The following is a 17,666-nucleotide window of genomic DNA, read 5'->3' on the forward strand; positions in this document are numbered from 1 at the left end:
CCATTTCACCAGCGATGCCGCATCTTCGTCTGACAAGGCTGAAAACTTATGGTAGCATCATCAGGCTGCGTATTGAGGGATGCGGAGCACGACGGGGAACACCATATTAACTTGCGTATCTGGTTGTGACAGGGATGGTTTGCGGACGAGCGACAGCGGGTGCTCGCCGCGTGGCGAACGGCAAAAGGACAATGCTGAGGACATTTGAAAAGGCGGCGCTCGAAGCCGGCAGGGCCATCATCACGGTCTTGCGCGAAGGCTTCCCCGTCGCCATGAAGGCGGATGCAAGTCCGGTCACGGTCGCCGACGAGGAGGCCGAACGTATCATCCTCGCTCATCTCGCCAGAGATTATCCCGAAATACCGGTGGTGGCGGAAGAATCGGTCGCAGCCGGCAAGGTGCCCGACATCGCTGGCCGAGGCTTCTTCCTCGTCGACCCTCTCGACGGCACCCGTGAATTCGTCGACGGACGACAGGAATTCACCGTCAACATCGCCTATATCGAGAACGGCGCTCCGGTGGCCGGCATTGTCTACGCGCCGGCGCTGGGGCTTGCCTTCTCTGGAGAGCGCGGCCACGCCGAAAGGCTCGTCGTCATGGACGATTTCACGGTTGGCGCACGCAACGCAATCACGGTGCGCGAACAGCCGGACGACAGGCTGGCGCTTGCAAGCCTTCGCCACAACAGCCCGGAGACCGGAAGCTTCCTCGCCGACCACGCGATCTTCAAATGCACCAATATCGGTTCCTCGTTGAAGTTCTGCCTGCTGGCCGAAGGCAAGGCAGACGTCTATCCGCGTTTCACCCGCACGATGGAATGGGACACCGCGGCCGGGGATGCGGTGCTGCGCGCCGCCGGCGGTTCGACGGTGACGCTGGACGGAACGCCGCTGACCTACGGCAAGACGGGAACGGCCGCCGATTTCGACTTCGCCAACCCGAACTTCATCTCCTGGGGTGGCAGGAAACGCGTCCTCGAACTGGCGTGATCACCCGCGGGAATCGCTGAATACCGGCATGCGGCACAATCCTTTGCATTGCCGCCACGCGTCCAGGCGTGCCGCGACGATCCGCGATTGACCTGCGCGCCCCCTTACCCCTCGATATCCTTCCCCCTGCGGGTCCGGAAGCGTGTCCACGATCCCATTTCCAGCTGTGAGTGATTCGCGCGATCGGGCCTCACCAAGTGATTCTGACCGGAAACTCGTCGCTCTGCGTCGTTTCCGGACGCTATACCGCCACCCAACCCGCCTTGATTTTGTCACATTCTGACACGGCTTCGACACCGATCGATATCTTCATCAGAAAAATTTCGCCTCGTCTGCCGTTAAGAAATACGCTTAAGAGCCATGGGCCAAGTGTCGAAACGGCACGTCGCCAGACCCCGGCGAACCCCTCCAAAGGCCTAGAAACTTTGACAAAATTTCAATTATTAACGAAATATCATGAGCTTGCCTCAACTTAACGCAGATGCGAAAGATTTGCTGCGATGCGATATTTCTCTGGACACCATTACACAATTGTCGCATTTTTCCGTTTTAGTAGGGTTACCAAGACCTAAGTGCAGCCCTGGTGACAGGGTTAACCATTGATCGCCTATTGCCGCCGCGCCCCCTCGAAGACAACAGAGTACGATCCTTGAGCATCACGGAATTAAACAACAGCATTTCGACAGAGTCCTTCCGGCCGAGCCGCCGCCAGCAGCCGAGCCTGAAGATCCAGACCCCTGTTATCCACAGCGATGCGCCGCAGGCGCCGTTGGTGGATCTGGTCCTGAAGCGGGCGTTCGACATTGTTTCGTCGTTGAGCGCCCTCCTCGTCCTCGCCCCTTTCCTTCTGTTCGTCGCCCTGCTGATCAAGATCGACAGCCCAGGGCCGGTGCTCTTCAAGCAGACCCGCTGGGGCAAGAACTGCAAGGCCATCAAGGTCTACAAGTTCCGTTCCATGCGCACCGACCTCTGCGACGTCTCCGGCGTTGCCCAGACGGTGATGAACGATCCGCGCGTCACTCGCGTCGGTGCCATTCTGCGCCGCACGAATGTCGATGAGTTGCCGCAGCTGCTGAACGTACTGCTGGGCCACATGTCGGTCGTCGGCCCGCGCTGCCATGCGATCGGCATGCGCGCCGGCGGCGTGCTCTACGAAGAGCTCGTACCGGAATACCATCAGCGCCATGCGATGCGCCCCGGCATGACGGGTCTTGCTCAGATGCGCGGTCTGCGCGGTCCGACCGATCGTCCGGCCAAGGCCCGCGCCCGCATTGCCAGCGATCTCTACTACGTCGGGAATTTTTCGATCTTGATGGACATGCGCATCATTTTCGGAACCGTCGTGTCGGAGCTGACCCGCGGAAAAGGCTTCTAAAGCGCGTCGCGATCTTTCAGATTCGCTCCTCGCGCTTTAGTCTTTGTTTTTGCGCATGTCGCACAAAAAGCGATGCATACTTTGCGCGACATGCCTCCAAGCTTTAGCTTTGTGAGAAAGGGCCGGCTGCCTCAGAGCAGCCGGTACCGGCTGCTCTGGCGACCGCCTGCATGCGGCTGACCTAATCGAGCTTGCGCATCGAGCTCTTCAGATAACCCACCCCGTATGCGACGAGAGATCGAGAATGATCGCGATCTCGTCACCGCTCTTGCCGGCCGCCGACTACAGCGCCGCGCGTCTTTTTAGACGCGCAAAGGACGCTGAGCACTTTGAATTGCTGGCTGGCATTCGATTTCTCGCCGGGTGAGCGTCTCCAACGGACCATCCCCCACGCTGCTGCTACGCGAAACCTTGTCCAGAAGCTCCATGCAGCGGTAGAGCAGCGCCATCGCCTGCTCTCGCGTGGGCATAGGACAGCCGCCTGAGAAGGCGAAGATGTATTGTTTCAGGTCAGCGTCTTGCGGCGTGAAGGCGAAGGTATTCTTCAGCCCATGCATCTGAAAGAGCACGTTGAGTTTGCGGTTTTCCTGATTGGCGGCGCTGCCCGCAAACGACCCCTCCTCGCAGAAGATCGGCACGATCGTCCGCTTCATCGCGGTCACGAGTCTGCTGCAATAGAAGAGATCGGCAGCCTCGTAAAAGCCGACAAGGCTTTGCGGCCGATTGCTGATCAACCGGTTTTCGGTGAAAGCTGTGCGGTCGCCCCGCGGGAAAGCCGAGAGCAGATAGAAATCGAAGCCCGCAAGCTTCGCCATCGCGTCGAGCCGTTCCGTGCCGTCGTCGGCCGAAACCCCGGCGCCATCGGCCTGCGAAGGCGAAAATGCAGCATCCTCAGCGCAGTCGCCGACTGCGCGTTCACGTCTTTTCATCTTCGTATCCTCGTATGGCCAGCTTCGGCTCGACCTCGCTGCCGGCGGCGAAAACTTCGCGCCGGGGCATCAGCCAAGACGGTTTCTGCCCGCATCCCGAGGATACGAAGCATCAAAAACACGAACTGGACTGATACAGCGGGAAGAACGGAGACGAAGTCTTGCGCTCATTCTTATGTTGCCGCCCTTATGAGATCGTCCCGGAAAATCAGCGAATATTTATTCCGCATGGCTCCCATGCAGGCGCTTCAAATTGCCGTAGCGGCAGGCAGCCGCCCCCCATCATCGGCCAGGCGTCTAAATTTGTTATCAAAGTCTTACGATGGGTTTAGGCAATTTTTAAATGTGGCAGGCTAGAGTGGGGTTCGTGGTCTTGCGTTGTGTAGAGAGTCCAATGACCGAAATGATACGTCCCCGAGTAAAATATGTCATCGGCCCCGATGGCAGCCCCCTGACGATCGCGGATCTTCCGCCGCCCAATACGCGGCGCTGGGTGATTCGCCGGAAGGCAGAGGTTGTCGCGGCTGTCCGCGGTGGCTTGTTGAGCTTGGAAGAGGCCTGCGAGCGTTACACGCTCACGGTCGAAGAATTCCTGTCCTGGCAGTCGTCGATCAACAGCCACGGTCTTGCCGGCCTGCGCACCACGCGCATTCAGCAATATCGTCACTGATCACACCCCAGCATTGACGACATTTATTTCGGGCCGGACGCATCTCCCATGAGGGAATGAAGAAGGCCCGAAATCATTGACGAGGCCGCGTAGCACCAGAGGCCGGGCTGCGTGAAGGCATCCGCCAGCCCCGTCGTCTTCGCCGCCGCAATGACGATCGCGACGAGCAGCACATCCATCATCGACCACTTGGACAGATGCGGTACGACGCGACGATAGAACAGGCTGCCGCCCCCACCCCCGGCGGCCGTCGCTTCTGCGGTGATCCCCATCGCCTCCACGGTGATGCCGATCATCTTCAGAAACGGGAGCAGGATCGAAACCAGGGCGACGATTGCCGCCAGCAGCCCGTCCCCGCCTTGCCAAAGCGAGACGATGATTTCGATGAGCGACGGCGTTTCGTCGAAGAAATACAGCGTCTCGAAACGGACCAGCGGCAAGACGAGGCCGAGCGCCAGGAAGAACGGCGCAGCCACGAGAAGCACGGGGCGAGCCATCGAAAGCGCACTCATTGCCCTGAACCTCTCATCGATCCGGCATTTTGCATGAACACTCTGTCTCCTGCCTGTATTGCCTCCACGGCTTGGCACGACCGCGCCCCCATGTCACGGTCCGCTACGACAATATCGGTTATGAGGAAAGACAATGGACATTCGAAGTGAGGAAGGCGTCTCCGGCGGCCGCTATGCGGCCGAGGTCGAAGGGCACGAGGCGGAGATGACCTATTCACGCACATCGCCGAAGCTGGTCATCATCGATCACACCGCCGTTCCCGATGCGCTGCGCGGCAAAGGTGTCGGCCAGGCACTAGCGCTCCACGCCGTAGAGGCAGCCCGCACCGGCGGCTGGAAGATCTTCCCGCTCTGCCCATTTTTCAAGGCGCAGGCGCAACGCCATCCGGAATGGAAGGATGTCGTGAATTAATGCATGTCGCCCCAAAAACGCACAGCGGGTTTTGGGACAAGGACATGCATAAGACAAATCGTCCCCGCGGGGGAAGAATCTCGTTTCGCATGGGAGCGACACCATAAGGCAAACACCAAAAGCCATGTATAACGGACAGCGCGCCCATCATACATGGCTTCTCAGTGGCGATCCCAGGGCGCCGAAGCCGGCACCCAGCCGTTTCTGTTACGCCCTTGCTCTGGCGCCGCCGTCACGCTCTTCCAGCGCTGTGGCCCTTGCATATTCCGCCTGCATCTCCTCGAGCGCCATTTCCAGCGTCTCTTCCTGCATCTTCAGTTCCTTGATCGAAACCTGCAGGTTGTCGGCCCGCTGACGCGCGGCCTTGGCGAAGGTCGGATAAGCAAAGTGATTCGGGTCGGAAATACCGGACTTCTTTTCCTCGACGACGATCTGGCTCTCCAGATCCTTCGTCATCCGTTCGAATTCGGACATCATCATCTGCAACTGCTGCAACTGACGTCGTTTTTCGTTCACCTGAAATTCCTTCAGGCGAACGAGACTTTCTCGCGACTTCATACGCATTACTCCCGTGATGCGAGACCCCGGCTCAACTTGAAACCGCCCTGCGCGCCGCTTTGACACGGTTTGCTGAAAAATTTCCTGCGATATTAACAAATACCTACCGCTGGTAACCTTTCGTTTACGGGCATCGTTAATGATAGGCCCGATGATTTAAGGGTCGGTAAATGCCGTGGCATTAAGTTCGAACCTTTTCATTGGCGAGTCGGATGAATCACTTAGCGCTGTTTCCTAATGTTAAAGTTGAGGAGCACCTTTTTGAGATTCTTATTGGAAAACAGAGAAATGGAAAAATTGTTTAATAAATTCGATACTCCTTGCCAGAGTGAATTAGAATTTGTTAACCATTTCGTGGCAGCTTTCAAATCACGTAGCGTGTTCGGTATCGTGTAGGGGGCCAGACCACCTTTCGGCGGCGGTAAAGGGGATAATTATGCGGGTACTTCTAATCGAGGATGACAGCGCGACAGCGCAGAGCATCGAGTTGATGCTTAAATCAGAGAGTTTTAATGTTTATACCACCGATCTCGGTGAAGAAGGCGTCGATCTGGGCAAGCTGTATGATTATGATATCATCCTTCTCGATCTGAACCTGCCCGACATGTCCGGATATGAAGTGCTTCGCACTCTCCGGCTGTCCAAGGTCAAGACGCCCATCCTTATTCTGTCGGGGATGGCCGGCATCGAAGACAAGGTTCGCGGCCTCGGTTTCGGCGCTGACGACTACATGACCAAGCCGTTCCACAAGGACGAGCTCGTCGCCCGCATCCACGCTATCGTCCGCCGCTCCAAGGGCCACGCCCAGTCGGTCATCATGACCGGCGAGCTGATCGTCAACCTCGATGCCAAGACTGTCGAAGTCGGCGGCCAGCGCGTCCACCTGACGGGCAAGGAATATCAGATGCTGGAGCTGCTTTCGCTCCGCAAGGGCACCACCCTCACCAAGGAAATGTTCCTGAACCACCTCTACGGCGGCATGGACGAGCCGGAACTGAAGATCATCGACGTCTTCATCTGCAAGCTTCGCAAGAAGCTCGCCAATGCTGCCGGCGGCGCCAACTACATCGAGACCGTCTGGGGCCGTGGTTACGTTCTTCGCGAGCCGGATGGTGCCGAATACGCCGAAACCGCCTGATTATTTCTTTCCGATCCCCCTTATCGGATAAACGAAGATCCCGCCCTCTCGGCGGGATTTTTCGTTCTGCCTACGGTAATAGTAATAAGAATCCGCCCTCGCAGCACATGATCTCAGGCTGGATCGGCCTGAGATCCTCTGTTATTTCGATCTAGGAAATAGTGCGGGGCGGCCGAAACGGCTTGCACGCGGCATCATGCTCCAGCGATGCCGGTATCGGCGGAAAGAGATCTGCCTGTCAGGCGGCGATCGCGCGGTTTCCGAAAACGGCGGTCAGGATCTTGCGATCGAACGGTTTCAGCAGGAAGTCGGTGGCCCCGGCCCGTTTGCCTGCCATCAGTTTCTTCAGATCCGCCTCGACGACGCAGTAGTAGATCTTGACCTCTTTGCCGCCCTCCATGGCACGGATGGCAGCGATGAGGTCGAGGGCGCCTTCCATGCCGGAATCGACGATCAGATATTCCGGCAGCTCCGCCTGGCAGCGCTGCAGCGCCTCGCCGGCGTTGGAGGCCTCGCTGACGAGAAAGTCGAGTTCGGAGAGAATGCGCTTGCCGACCTTGCGGACGATGTCCGAATTATCGGTGATCATGAACCTTTGCATGGCCGCTCCTTTGCCCCCGCATTCGTCGCAGCAAGAGGCCTCTTACAACCCTGGAGAATAGGTCCATCAGGCTAACGAATCGTTACCGGACGGGGCGCCGACACAGGTGCGCGCCCCGAAATCAGGCTGCCGCAGCCACTGCCGTGAACACCAGTTCGTCGGCGCTGGCGCTGTGATCAAGCGTCATTCCGCACTCCTGCGCCAGAAGCACGGTGTAATAGGGCTGGATCGAATGGGCATCGATCGCTTCCTCGATAGTGCCGGTCGATATCTCGACGAACTTCGGCGGCAGGCGCATCAGTTTGCCTTTGGACGTCAGCTTGAACTTCGCATCGAACTCGGGATTTTCGAGCGTTACCTCGAGCACGCCGCCGCGCGGAATGGCGGAATAGGCAACGAGGAAGAGGTTGAGCAGCAGCTTGACACGGTTCTTGGCGACGATGGCGCGCGGTCCGTTCCAGATCACCTCGGTCTTCTTTTCGGCGACGGCGAAATCCTTGGCTGCGCGCTCGGCCTCGCCGGTGTCGATCGAGGCGCCGACGGAGCCCGACGCGCCGAAGGCGAGACGTGCGAATTTCAGGCGGACGGAAGCATTGAGCGCGCTGGTGCGGATCAGGTCCATCGCATCGGCATCGGCGCCGCCTTCATCCAGGAGCTCCAGCCCGTTATTGATCGCGCCGACCGGCGAGATGACATCGTGGCAAACGCGGCTGCAAAGAAGCGCGGCCAGATCCGGGCCGGACAGGGTGAGATTGGGGTTCTTGGACATCATTGTCTCCTGATGGGCGGCAATTTCATTGCGCCCGGAATATGCTTCATCAAAATTGCGCGAAGTTTGCGATCGTACTCGATGCCATAATGACACCATATTTGGTAAACCGATTGTTAAGATCATCGGCGCAAAATGCACCAATCGCCGCGAGCGGTTGCCCGCTCTCAGCCAAACGACGAACGGATGACACCATGCGCCCTCAATTTCCGCACCGATTCATCGGCTTCTGCAGGTTACTTTCGGCCCTCATCTTCTCCTCGCTGATGGTTGCCGGGCCGGCTGCCGCCCAGGACAACGGCCAGTATACGATGCAGGAAATCGTCGACGCCGGCCACTCCTTCTTCGGCTCCGCCAGCGGCGGGCTTGCCAAAGTGGTCGAGAGTGCCTTCCAGAAATACGGCCTGCCGAACGGCTATATCCTCGGACAGGAAGGCGGCGGCGCCTTCATCGCCGGCCTGACCTATGGCGAAGGCCAACTGAACACCAAGAACGCCGGCGAACATAATCTCTACTGGCAAGGCCCCTCGCTCGGCCTCGATTACGGCGGCCAGGGCTCACGCGTGATGATGCTGGTCTACGACCTGCCCTCCGTCAACGGCATCTATGCCCGCTTTGGCGGCGTCAGCGGCTCGGCCTATGTGATCGCCGGCTTCGGCATGACGCTGCTCAAGAACAACGACGTGCTGGTCGTGCCGATCCGCACCGGCGTCGGTGCTCGCCTCGGCGTCAATGTCGGCTATCTCAAGATCACCCAGGCGCCGACCTGGAACCCCTTCTGAGGCCTCAAAGCCGCTGGAATCTGCCGCCGTCCCCACCGGCGGCCTTGCCATGCGCGTCACGCGTGCTTAATCATCGCGGCTGACCTCGTATCAACCTTCTTACCGATGGCCGCGCCGTGATCGAATATGCTCTCTTGTTCGGATTGGGCTTCCTGACCGCGGCCTTCCTCGTCTTTCTGGTCTCGCCCGCCGTTCACCGCCGCATCGTCTGGTATACGGAGAACAGGCTGAAAGCGACGATGCCGCTGAGCCCGCAGGAGGTCCGCGCCCAGAAAGACATGGTGCGCGCGCTCTATGCCGCCGAAAACGCCCGCACCACCCAGGACCTTCTGCGTGAGCGCGAGAAATCCCTGTCGTTCCAGCTTCGCCACGACGCCCTCGCCGTCGATGCCGGCAGGCTTGCCACCGAGATCGGCGAATTGCAGGCCCAGATCGGCGAGATGCATGTCGAGGCAGCCGACCAGCGCTCGCATCTGCGCAAGGACGAGAACTATATCAGCCAGTTGAAGACCAATCTGCATATTGCCGAGCAGTCCGCTGTCAACAAGGAGAGCGAACTGGCGACGATGCGGACGCGGCTGAGCAAGCTCGGTGAACAGGCCGATGGGCTGAGAATAGACCTGGCCGCGCGCGAGACCGAGGCGGAGAGCCTGAAATTCCGCGTCAACGCGCTGCGCGACGAACGCGACACGCTGCGCCAGGACGTCAGCCTGCTGCAGAAGCGCGCCAAGGATGCCGAACAGAAACTGACGCAGCAGCAGCATATGGTGATCCGCCTGGAGGACAAGGCCGCGCGCGAGAGCGCTTCCGCCATCGAAAAGGAAACCCTGGTCGCGCGCCGCCAGCAGGAGATCGCCAGGCTGAAGGAGCAGTTGAAGGCCGCCAACGCCGAGATCCGCAAGGTCAACCGGGTGCTGCGCGACGCCGGCCTTGCCGGGATGGCCGCGGAGCTGCCGCCGGAAATGACGGAAGACACGACCACATTCACGCTCGACACCGCCATAGTCACGGCTGAGATGGGCGAGGATGTCCGTAAACGCAGCGCCGCCCTGGCCGAGCGCCTGCAAAAGGCAAAGGCCGTAGCCGGACGCGATGGTGCGATCCGCGAGGAAATCGCCTCGATTGCCGCCAATATGGTGGCGCTGACCGCACTGAACGAAGGTCCCTCCTCACCGATCCGCACGCTGCTCGTCGAAGCTGCTGAAAAGAAGCCGAACGATCGTGTCAACCTTGCCGACAGGGCAGCCGCGATCCTCGCCGATCCCCCGAGCGTCCGATAGGACGCGCGGCGCGCCATCATGTTTGACCACCATGTTTGAATTGACGCAGAACCCTGAAATCAATCCGATTTGAGAGGATATGCGTTAGACCCGGCCCATCGCCGAGGCCATGGAAAACAGCGCGATCCCCGTCGCCGTCGCGGCATTGAGGCTGTCGAGTTCCTCCGACTGTGGAATGCGCGCGCTCTGGAACCGCGCAAGCAGCGCATCCGGCAACCCCTCGCCCTCGGTGCCGACGACGAGCGCCATGCGCATCGAGGCCGGAATGGCGCGGATATCGGTCCTGCCGTGCGGTGAAAGCGTCCAGATGGCAAAGCCCCGTTCGGCAAGCGCCACAAGCACATCCAGCGCCTTGCCGCCGCGACGGTGCGGAACGCTCAGCACCGAACCGACCGAGACACGCAGCGCCTTGCGGTACAGTGGATCACAGGAGGTTTCGTCGAGCAGCACCGCGTCCGCCCGGAAGGCGGCCGCATTGCGGAACATCGAGCCGGCATTGTCGTGATTGGAAATGCCGCAGCCGACGAGCACTAGCGCTCGTTCCGGCAGCGCGTCGAGAAGTGCAGCCTCCCCGCGATCCTGTCGCCGGCCGAGCGCGAGAACGCCGCGATGCAGATGGAAACCGACGACGCCGTCGAGCACATCCGCTCCGGCGACATAGACCGGCACATCGGCCGGAAACCGCTCCAGGATGGGTAGCACGCCCTCGACGCGGTTGCGCAGCAGCAGGATCTTCTCGGCGAAAAAGCCGCGGCCTGCCGCATGCGCCTCGGCCAGCATGCGCAGCACGACGGTGCCTTCGGCGATAAAGCGGTTCTCTCGGCCCGTCAGGTCGCGCTCGCGGATCTGGCGGAATTCAGCGACGCGCGGATCGTCGGCGCTGTCGATGTCGATCGGGACGGCGGCCATGCCGGCCTCAATTGCCCGTAACAGTGACGTCGGCGACGGTGCGGCCGGTCCTGAGGTCGTAGACCAGCGCCTTGTTCTTGCCCTCGACCGTTTCGCCGTAGAACAGAAGCTGCCCTGCGGAAAACGAAGTGGACTGCACCTTGAAGCCGAGCGGTAGGGAAACGGTTGCCGCAAGCGGCGCATCCGAGGGCACGCCGGAGGCGGTAACAGCGGACGCCGTCTCCTTCGGCTCGCTGTGCATCACCTTGTAGACAACCGCGCCGAAGACCGCCATAAGGCTCACGAACATGATGGCGCCGGAGACGATCTGCAGGCGGACCATCTTGCGCCGGACACTTTCCATCGCCGGATCAAGGGGCTTCTCTTCCTGGTCGTCTGGCTCGATTGCTGTCATCTGTGCGTCCCGTTCTAAAAAATACGTCGGAGAAGAAGCGTCTTGAGCGACCCCTTTAAACAAGCAGCCGGCAATAGAAAAGTCCTGACCGCCGATGAAACTGCTGAAGGCCGGTTGGACGCCTGGCTGACGGCGCAGGTCGGCGAGGAATTTTCGCGTAGCCGCATCAAGGCGCTGATCAAGGACGGCCAGGTTTTGCTGCGCGGCGAACCCGTCACCGACCCGCAGCGCAAGGTGCGCACCGGCGACAGTTTCGAACTCACGCTGCCCGAGCCGGAAGACCCGACGCCGCAGGGCGAGGACATCCCGCTCGATATCCTCCATGAGGACGACGACGTCATCGTCATCTCCAAGCCTTCCGGTCTCGTCGTCCATCCCGGCGCCGGCAACTGGACGGGGACGCTGGTCAACGCGTTGATCCACCATTGCAGCGATACGCTTTCCGGCATCGGCGGCGTGCGCCGCCCCGGCATCGTCCACCGTCTCGACAAGGACACGACAGGCGTCATGGTCGTCGCCAAGAACGACATTGCCCATCGCCACCTGTCGCTGCAATTTGCCGACCATGGCCGCACCATGCCGCTGGAGCGGGCCTATCAGGCAATCGTCTGGGGCCGGCCCCGCACGCTGTCGGGCACGGTCGACGCGCCGCTTGGCCGCGCCACCGGCGACCGCACGCGCCGCGCCGTCAAACGTCCCGACAGTCAGGACGCCGACGAGGCGATCACGCACTACCAGGTGATCGAGCGCTTCCATGAGAAGCCGGACGCAACCGCGTTCGCCTCACTGGTCGAGTGCCGCCTGGAAACCGGCCGCACCCACCAGATCCGTGTCCACATGGCCCATATCGGCCATCCGCTGCTCGGCGACACGGTTTACGGCGCCGGCTTCAAGACCAAGGCCAATCTCCTGCCCGAAGAGATCCGCAAGGTCGTCAACGGTTTCGGCCGCCAGGCGCTGCATGCCTTCATGCTGCAGTTCGAGCATCCCCGCACCGGCGAAATCATGCATTTCGAGGTGCCGCTACCGGATGATATGGTCGAACTGGTCGAAGCGCTGCGGCGATAAAGCGGGCTCCCGAATGCCGCCTGCCCAACTCACACCTGCGTGAGCGGCACCTTGAACCGCCGTTTCGCCACACTTATCTGTATATTGACTTAGTGCGGGCTCGCAGTAGAGCCGCACGTCCCGGTTTGCCTTTTTTAACGCGAGGATGCGTTTCCATCGGGAACCGGAATTCACTTTAGGAGGGTGCACTATGGCCCGAAATACCTTGCCGTCCATTACCGCCGGTGAAGCCGGTCTCAATCGTTACCTCGACGAAATCCGCAAGTTCCCGATGCTGGAGCCGCAGCAGGAATACATGCTCGCCAAGCGTTATGCCGAGCATGGTGACCGCGATGCCGCCCACAAGCTCGTCACCAGCCATCTTCGCCTCGTCGCGAAGATCGCGATGGGTTATCGCGGCTACGGCCTGCCGATCGGCGAAGTCGTCTCCGAAGGCAATGTCGGCCTGATGCAGGCCGTCAAGAAATTCGATGCCGAGCGCGGCTTCCGCCTCGCCACCTACGCCATGTGGTGGATCAAGGCTTCGATCCAGGAATATATCCTGCGTTCGTGGTCGCTGGTGAAGATGGGCACCACCGCCAACCAGAAGCGCCTGTTCTTCAACCTGCGCCGGCTGAAAGGCCGCATCCAGGCAATCGATGACGGCGACCTGAAGCCGGAGCACGTCTCGGAGATCGCCACCAAGTTGAACGTCTCGGAGGAGGAGGTCATTTCGATGAACCGCCGCCTCTCCGGCGACGCCTCGCTGAACGCGCCGATCAAGGCAGCCGAAGGTGATGGCGGCCAATGGCAGGATTGGCTGGTGGATGACCATGACAGCCAGGAAGACGTGCTGATCGAACAGGATGAGCTCGACACCCGGCGGCGCATGCTGGCGAAAGCGATGAGCGTGCTGAACGAGCGCGAACGCCGCATCTTCGAGGCTCGCCGTCTCGCCGAGGATCCAGTGACCCTGGAAGACCTTTCGACCGAATTCGACATCAGTCGCGAGCGCGTCCGCCAGATTGAGGTCCGCGCCTTCGAAAAGGTGCAGGACGCCGTCCGCAAGGAAGCCCTGGAACGCGCCAAGGCCGTCCGGGTCGTCGAAGCCACGGCATAAACCTGTCGCGTGATATAATTGAAGAAGGCGGGTCCTTGCGGCCCGCCTTTTCTTTTTCATTCATCTTTCTCCGCAGCCTCGGCACCACACCAAGATCGGGAAACCGTCACTGGCTCGTCGACACATCTCCGAGCGCAGTCCATTCTTTGATCGCGGTATTAAAGGCGTCCGTTCCCGTACCGCCCTTTTCCATCGTCAGCAGCGCGCGGCGGCCGTTGCGGTAGGTGATCGGAATATCGATCCAGTTGCGGGTCGACATCAGGTCGAGATTGGCCTTGCGCGCATCAGGATAATCGTTGAGCGCGATCATGTGGAAATCGTCGGTGATCTTGGCCGGAACCGCAATCAGCGCGTCACCGCGGTCCTGCTCCGTGCGCTTCATCGAGATGCGCTGGACGCTGTCAATGCTGCCGCCTTCGAAATTCGGCGGCACTGAGAAGACGATCTCGACGAGATGGCTTGCCGGCAGCGAGGGATCGGAATTGCGCTTGAAGGTCACGAGAGCCGAGAGATTGCGCTCAGGAACCGTGACATTGCCCTGCACCGTCGCCTCCTGCCGGCCATCTTGGCCGGCCTCGTGCTGCACGCTCCAGACGACCGATCCCTCGATCGCTGTCGGCGAGCTCTGGCCGATGCGCTCCTCATAGAGGAACATCTTTTGCGACGAACCGACGGGCGCGGTCTGCGGCGGCGATGCCACCGGGCCGTTCGGCGTCCGCGCGTCGGCGGGTGCCGCATCGCCTTGCGCGCTGGCAGGCGGCGTATCGGCTGCCGCGACATTCTGTTCGGCGACCGATTTTCCTTCCGCAGTCGGCGTTCCCGGCACCGTCGCCGGTCCGCTGTCGACCTCGGTTCCATCGGTCAGCAGTCGCTGGGTGAATTTCGAATTGGCCGCAGCGCCGTCATTGTTCATTGACGCTACTTGCGGGTTCGGGTTCGGGTTCGAATTCGGCTGCGCCGGCGCCGCTGGAGTATTCTGCGCTCCTGGTGTGGTTGGCTGGGCTGGCGTCACCGCGCTCGGCTGGGCAGGCGTCGTCGTCGAGCCGTCCGGTGCGGTTGCCGCCTCGTTCCTGGTCGCCTGCGACGGCGCCGAACTGACGAGCCCGTCGACCATCGCCACCAGCGCCTCTCTGTTCGTCCAGCCGGCATAGGCGCCGCCACCGATCAGGATGAGTGCGAAGATGAGCGTGATCACGGTGCCGATGCCGAAGCGGCGGCGCTTCGGCTCCATACGGAAGCTCTTGCCCTGCAGCTTGGAAGCGACAATCTGATCGATATCCATCGACGGATTGGCGTCATCGTCATCAGCGGCGACAGAGCCGCGGCGGTCGTAGCCGCGCAGCGCCTTCGCCTCTCGCCAGTCCTCGCTCGGCGCGCCGCTAGCAGGCGCCGGCTTGCCGTTGTGCACTTCCGCGAAGATATCGACATCGTCGAAATGAGAGGCAACCGGCGTCTTCTTATTATTGCCGGCCTCGATCGGCGGCAGATCGTCGAAGGCGGCCGTCTCCCAGGAAAAACTTTCCTTGGCGGCCGGCATGACGGCGGCGGGTGCCACTTTTTCGAGGCTCGATATCACCTCCTCGAAGGCGCGCGCCGAGGCATCGGCGGTAATCGGCGCCGGCGCCGTCTCCGAATATTGCCGGAGTTCCTCTTCCGCCCATTCGGTCTCCGCATCCTTGGGCGCCGGAGCCGGCGTTTCGGCAACGGGCTCGGTCCAGACGGGGTCGAAATGCGCCGCAGCTTCGGCCTGCAACGGCTCCTCGCGGCTGTGCTCGACGAACTCCTGCGGACGATCGAAATCGGCGACCGGCTCCACCAGGCGGTTGGATGCATGGTCTATGCCGCGGGTGATCGGCGGCAACGGCTCGACGGGCTCATAAGCTTCCTCGGCCTCCGGCTCCTCGCTTCCCACCGCCGCAGGTTCGTCCGCGATCTCGTCGGCTTCCAGGAGATGCTGCTCGTCGGCACGGTCTTCGTCGGCTTGCTCGTCGCGATGCTCGGAGGCTGGCGCTTCCCAGCCGTCATGTTCAGCCGGCACGTCTTCGGCAGCGACGTCGCGCGCCTCGCTGGCATGCCATTCCTCGGCCGGCGCTTCCTCCTCCTGAGAGGGATGCCAGTAGGTCTCGGCCGGACCGGATGTTTCAAGGGAAACCGGTGTCTCGGCGGAAACAGGGGTTTCCGCGGGAACGGATGCTTCAGGGGAAACGAGTGTTTCCTGGGAAAGAGGCTCCTCGGAGCCGACCTCTTCCTCAGCCTCCTCCGGCGCGGCGGCTTCCACGTGATCGGGCTCGTCGGCGACCTCGGCCGCCTGCGGTTCCGCATAGGCTTCGTATGCCGGTTCCTCGACAGCCGTCTCCGGCGCCGGCGCCGGTTCGCTTTCGTCGGGAACCGCTTGTTCTTCGAAGGATTCCGCCGCGGCGACGGCCACAACCGACTCATCGAGCGGCATCGCCTCGGAATGTTCGCCTTCCACTTCGCGGATGGCAGCCTCGAGCTTTTCGAGCTGGCGTTGCAGCATGGCTTCCGGCGGACGCGGCTTCATGTTCTCGAGCTGCCGCTGCACTGCGCCGCGGGCACGTTCGTAGACTTTCACCCGCATCTCGGGGGTATTTTCAGCCAGGCCGTCAACGGCCCGCCGAATGACTGCAATAAAATCCGCCATCAGTACTTTCTCAAGAAGTCCGGTACCCTACCGAACCATCCTCCACAGTGACCCGTGAGCTTAATCCTCAAACGGATCGGTCACAAGTATCGTATCATCCCGCTCCGGGCTGGTGGACAGGAGCGCGACAGGCGCCCCGATCAGCTCTTCGACCTGGCGAACATATTTGATCGCCTGTGCCGGCAGATCCGCCCAACTGCGGGCGCCGACGGTCGATTCCTTCCATCCCTCCAGCGTGATGTAGATCGGTTCGACCCTAGCTTGCGCTCCCTGGCTTGCGGGAAGATGATCAATCTGTTCGCCGTCGAGCATGTAGCCGACGCAGATCTTCAATTCCTCGAGACCGTCGAGCACGTCGAGCTTGGTGAGCGCGATGCCCGTGATGCCATTGGTGGCAATCGATTGGCGCACGAGTGCGGCGTCGAACCAGCCGCAACGCCGCTTGCGTCCGGTCACCACGCCGAACTCATGACCTTTTTCGCCAAGGAACTCACCGATCGCGTCCTTCAGCTCGGTCGGGAACGGGCCTTCGCCGACGCGCGTCGTATAGGCCTTGGTGATGCCGAGGATATAACCGAGCGAGCCGGGTCCCATGCCGGAACCAGCTGCCGCCTGACCGGCCACCGTGTTCGACGAGGTCACGAAGGGATAGGTGCCGTGATCGATATCGAGCAGAGTGCCTTGCGCGCCTTCGAACAGGATGCGGGAGCCCTTGCGACGCTCCTTGTCGAGGAAGAGCCAGACCGTATCACGGAAGGGCAGCACCCGATCGGCGACCGAGGTCAGTTCGTCCATGATCGCCTGGTGGCTGACTTCGGCAACGCCGAGGCCGCGGCGAAGCGCATTGTGATGCGTCAGAATACGGTCGACCTTGCCGGAAAGACTATCGAGATCGGCAAGATCCATGACGCGGATGGCGCGGCGGCCGACCTTGTCTTCATAGGCCGGACCGATGCCGCGGCGCGTCGTGCCAATCTTGGTGCCGCTGTTCGACGCAGCATCCTCGCGCATCGCGTCGAGCTCGCGGTGCAGCGACAGGATGAGCGTCGCATTGTCTGCAATGCGCAGATTGTCAGGCGTAACCGTCACGCCCTGCGCCTCCAGCCGGCCGATCTCGGCGATCAGCGCATGCGGATCGACGACGACGCCGTTGCCGATGACGGCCATCTTGCCCGGGCGCACGACGCCGGACGGCAGCAGCGAGAGCTTATAGCTCGTGCCGTCGATGACGAGCGTATGGCCGGCATTGTGTCCGCCCTGATAGCGCACAACGATATCCGCACGCTCCGAAAGCCAGTCGACAATCTTGCCCTTGCCTTCGTCACCCCATTGCGAACCGACCACGACTACGTTCGTCATCCAACTCTTCCTGTTACCGGCGCGGAACCGCGCACCTGCTCAAACCCGCGCATCTATAATGCTTTGTTTTTTGGAAAGCGACCCTGTTGTCACAGCAGATTGGGCTTTTTACGTGACAAATCAGCAGCCGACAGGCTATTTCCCGTCACAAAACGCCGCT

At 61.1% G+C, this 17,666-nt stretch carries 17 protein-coding genes and 1 pseudogene; 9 read left to right on the plus strand and 9 right to left on the minus strand.

Annotated features, from left to right (window positions below; genetic code table 11):
* Positions 1-191: 191 nt before the first annotated feature.
* Together cysQ and RL_RS19350 are read left to right on the plus strand one after the other, a co-directional pair.
* Positions 192-989 (plus strand): 3'(2'),5'-bisphosphate nucleotidase CysQ, encoded by a 798-nt coding sequence (gene cysQ, locus RL_RS19345; protein ID WP_011653200.1) that lies wholly within the window; start codon positions 192-194, stop codon positions 987-989.
* Positions 990-1,638: 649 nt separating this feature from the next.
* Positions 1,639-2,364: a sugar transferase gene (locus RL_RS19350; RefSeq protein WP_026158830.1), complete on the plus strand. Its 726-nt coding sequence runs from the start codon at positions 1,639-1,641 to the stop codon at positions 2,362-2,364.
* A 181-nt stretch (positions 2,365-2,545) separates the two neighbouring features.
* Here RL_RS19350 and RL_RS19355 read toward each other — a convergent pair.
* A pseudogene (locus tag RL_RS19355) lies at positions 2,546-3,293 on the minus strand (autoinducer binding domain-containing protein).
* Positions 3,294-3,687: 394 nt separating this feature from the next.
* Between RL_RS19355 and RL_RS19360 the strand changes: the two are divergent.
* Positions 3,688-3,963 (plus strand): DUF1153 domain-containing protein, encoded by a 276-nt coding sequence (locus tag RL_RS19360; protein WP_007533628.1) that lies wholly within the window; start codon positions 3,688-3,690, stop codon positions 3,961-3,963.
* A gap of 23 nt (positions 3,964-3,986) precedes the next feature.
* Here RL_RS19360 and RL_RS19365 read toward each other — a convergent pair whose 3' ends face one another.
* A complete protein-coding gene (locus RL_RS19365) occupies positions 3,987-4,553 on the minus strand; it encodes a paraquat-inducible protein A (protein WP_011653203.1) in 567 nt (188 codons plus the stop codon).
* Positions 4,554-4,608: 55 nt separating this feature from the next.
* Here RL_RS19365 and RL_RS19370 point away from each other — a divergent pair, with 55 nt between their 5' ends.
* Entirely contained in the window at positions 4,609-4,887 is a 279-nt protein-coding gene (locus tag RL_RS19370) for a GNAT family N-acetyltransferase (protein ID WP_003542350.1), read from the plus strand.
* 207 nt (positions 4,888-5,094) lie between these two features.
* Here the strand turns inward: RL_RS19370 and RL_RS19375 are convergent, their stop codons facing one another.
* On the minus strand, positions 5,095-5,445 hold the full coding sequence (locus RL_RS19375; protein WP_003542353.1) for a hypothetical protein: 351 nt from the start codon (positions 5,443-5,445) through the stop codon (positions 5,095-5,097).
* Positions 5,446-5,881: 436 nt separating this feature from the next.
* Here RL_RS19375 and ctrA point away from each other — a divergent pair, with 436 nt between their 5' ends.
* Positions 5,882-6,583, plus strand: coding sequence for a response regulator transcription factor CtrA (gene ctrA / locus RL_RS19380; RefSeq protein ID WP_003542362.1), 702 nt, complete (start codon positions 5,882-5,884; stop codon positions 6,581-6,583).
* Between the two features lie 238 nt (positions 6,584-6,821).
* Here ctrA and RL_RS19385 read toward each other — a convergent pair whose 3' ends face one another.
* Both RL_RS19385 and chpT read right to left on the minus strand, forming a co-directional pair.
* Positions 6,822-7,184 carry a response regulator gene (locus RL_RS19385; protein WP_003542364.1) on the minus strand — a complete coding sequence of 121 codons (363 nt, stop codon included), beginning with the start codon at positions 7,182-7,184 and terminating at the stop codon, positions 6,822-6,824.
* 121 nt (positions 7,185-7,305) lie between these two features.
* The gene (gene chpT, locus RL_RS19390; protein WP_003542366.1) at positions 7,306-7,953 is read right to left on the minus strand and encodes a histidine phosphotransferase ChpT; all 648 of its coding nucleotides are present in this window, start codon (positions 7,951-7,953) and stop codon (positions 7,306-7,308) included.
* A gap of 194 nt (positions 7,954-8,147) precedes the next feature.
* On the opposite strand from chpT, the gene RL_RS19395 reads away from it, so the two are divergent.
* Both RL_RS19395 and RL_RS19400 read left to right on the plus strand, forming a co-directional pair.
* Complete coding sequence (locus tag RL_RS19395) at positions 8,148-8,735, plus strand: DUF1134 domain-containing protein (protein ID WP_003542368.1); 588 nt, start codon at positions 8,148-8,150, stop codon at positions 8,733-8,735.
* Positions 8,736-8,851: 116 nt separating this feature from the next.
* A complete protein-coding gene (locus tag RL_RS19400; protein ID WP_011653206.1) occupies positions 8,852-10,015 on the plus strand; it encodes a hypothetical protein in 1,164 nt (387 codons plus the stop codon).
* 84 nt (positions 10,016-10,099) lie between these two features.
* On the opposite strand, the gene RL_RS19405 is transcribed toward RL_RS19400, so the two are convergent.
* A complete protein-coding gene (locus RL_RS19405; RefSeq protein ID WP_041936436.1) occupies positions 10,100-10,924 on the minus strand; it encodes a TrmH family RNA methyltransferase in 825 nt (274 codons plus the stop codon).
* 7 nt (positions 10,925-10,931) lie between these two features.
* Positions 10,932-11,318: a hypothetical protein gene (locus RL_RS19410; protein WP_003542374.1), complete on the minus strand. Its 387-nt coding sequence runs from the start codon at positions 11,316-11,318 to the stop codon at positions 10,932-10,934.
* Between the two features lie 42 nt (positions 11,319-11,360).
* Here RL_RS19410 and RL_RS19415 point away from each other — a divergent pair, with 42 nt between their 5' ends.
* A complete protein-coding gene (locus tag RL_RS19415) occupies positions 11,361-12,386 on the plus strand; it encodes an RluA family pseudouridine synthase (protein ID WP_011653208.1) in 1,026 nt (341 codons plus the stop codon).
* Between the two features lie 190 nt (positions 12,387-12,576).
* Positions 12,577-13,485 carry an RNA polymerase sigma factor RpoH gene (rpoH, locus tag RL_RS19420; RefSeq protein ID WP_003542378.1) on the plus strand — a complete coding sequence of 303 codons (909 nt, stop codon included), beginning with the start codon at positions 12,577-12,579 and terminating at the stop codon, positions 13,483-13,485.
* A gap of 106 nt (positions 13,486-13,591) precedes the next feature.
* Here the strand turns inward: rpoH and RL_RS19425 are convergent, their stop codons facing one another.
* Complete coding sequence (locus RL_RS19425) at positions 13,592-16,147, minus strand: hypothetical protein (protein WP_011653209.1); 2,556 nt, start codon at positions 16,145-16,147, stop codon at positions 13,592-13,594.
* Positions 16,148-16,207: 60 nt separating this feature from the next.
* Positions 16,208-17,506 carry an adenylosuccinate synthase gene (locus RL_RS19430; RefSeq protein WP_011653210.1) on the minus strand — a complete coding sequence of 433 codons (1,299 nt, stop codon included), beginning with the start codon at positions 17,504-17,506 and terminating at the stop codon, positions 16,208-16,210.
* Positions 17,507-17,666 lie beyond the last annotated feature (160 nt).

It is taken from the genome of Rhizobium johnstonii 3841 (assembly GCF_000009265.1).
Classification (GTDB): Bacteria; Pseudomonadota; Alphaproteobacteria; order Rhizobiales; family Rhizobiaceae; genus Rhizobium; species Rhizobium acaciae.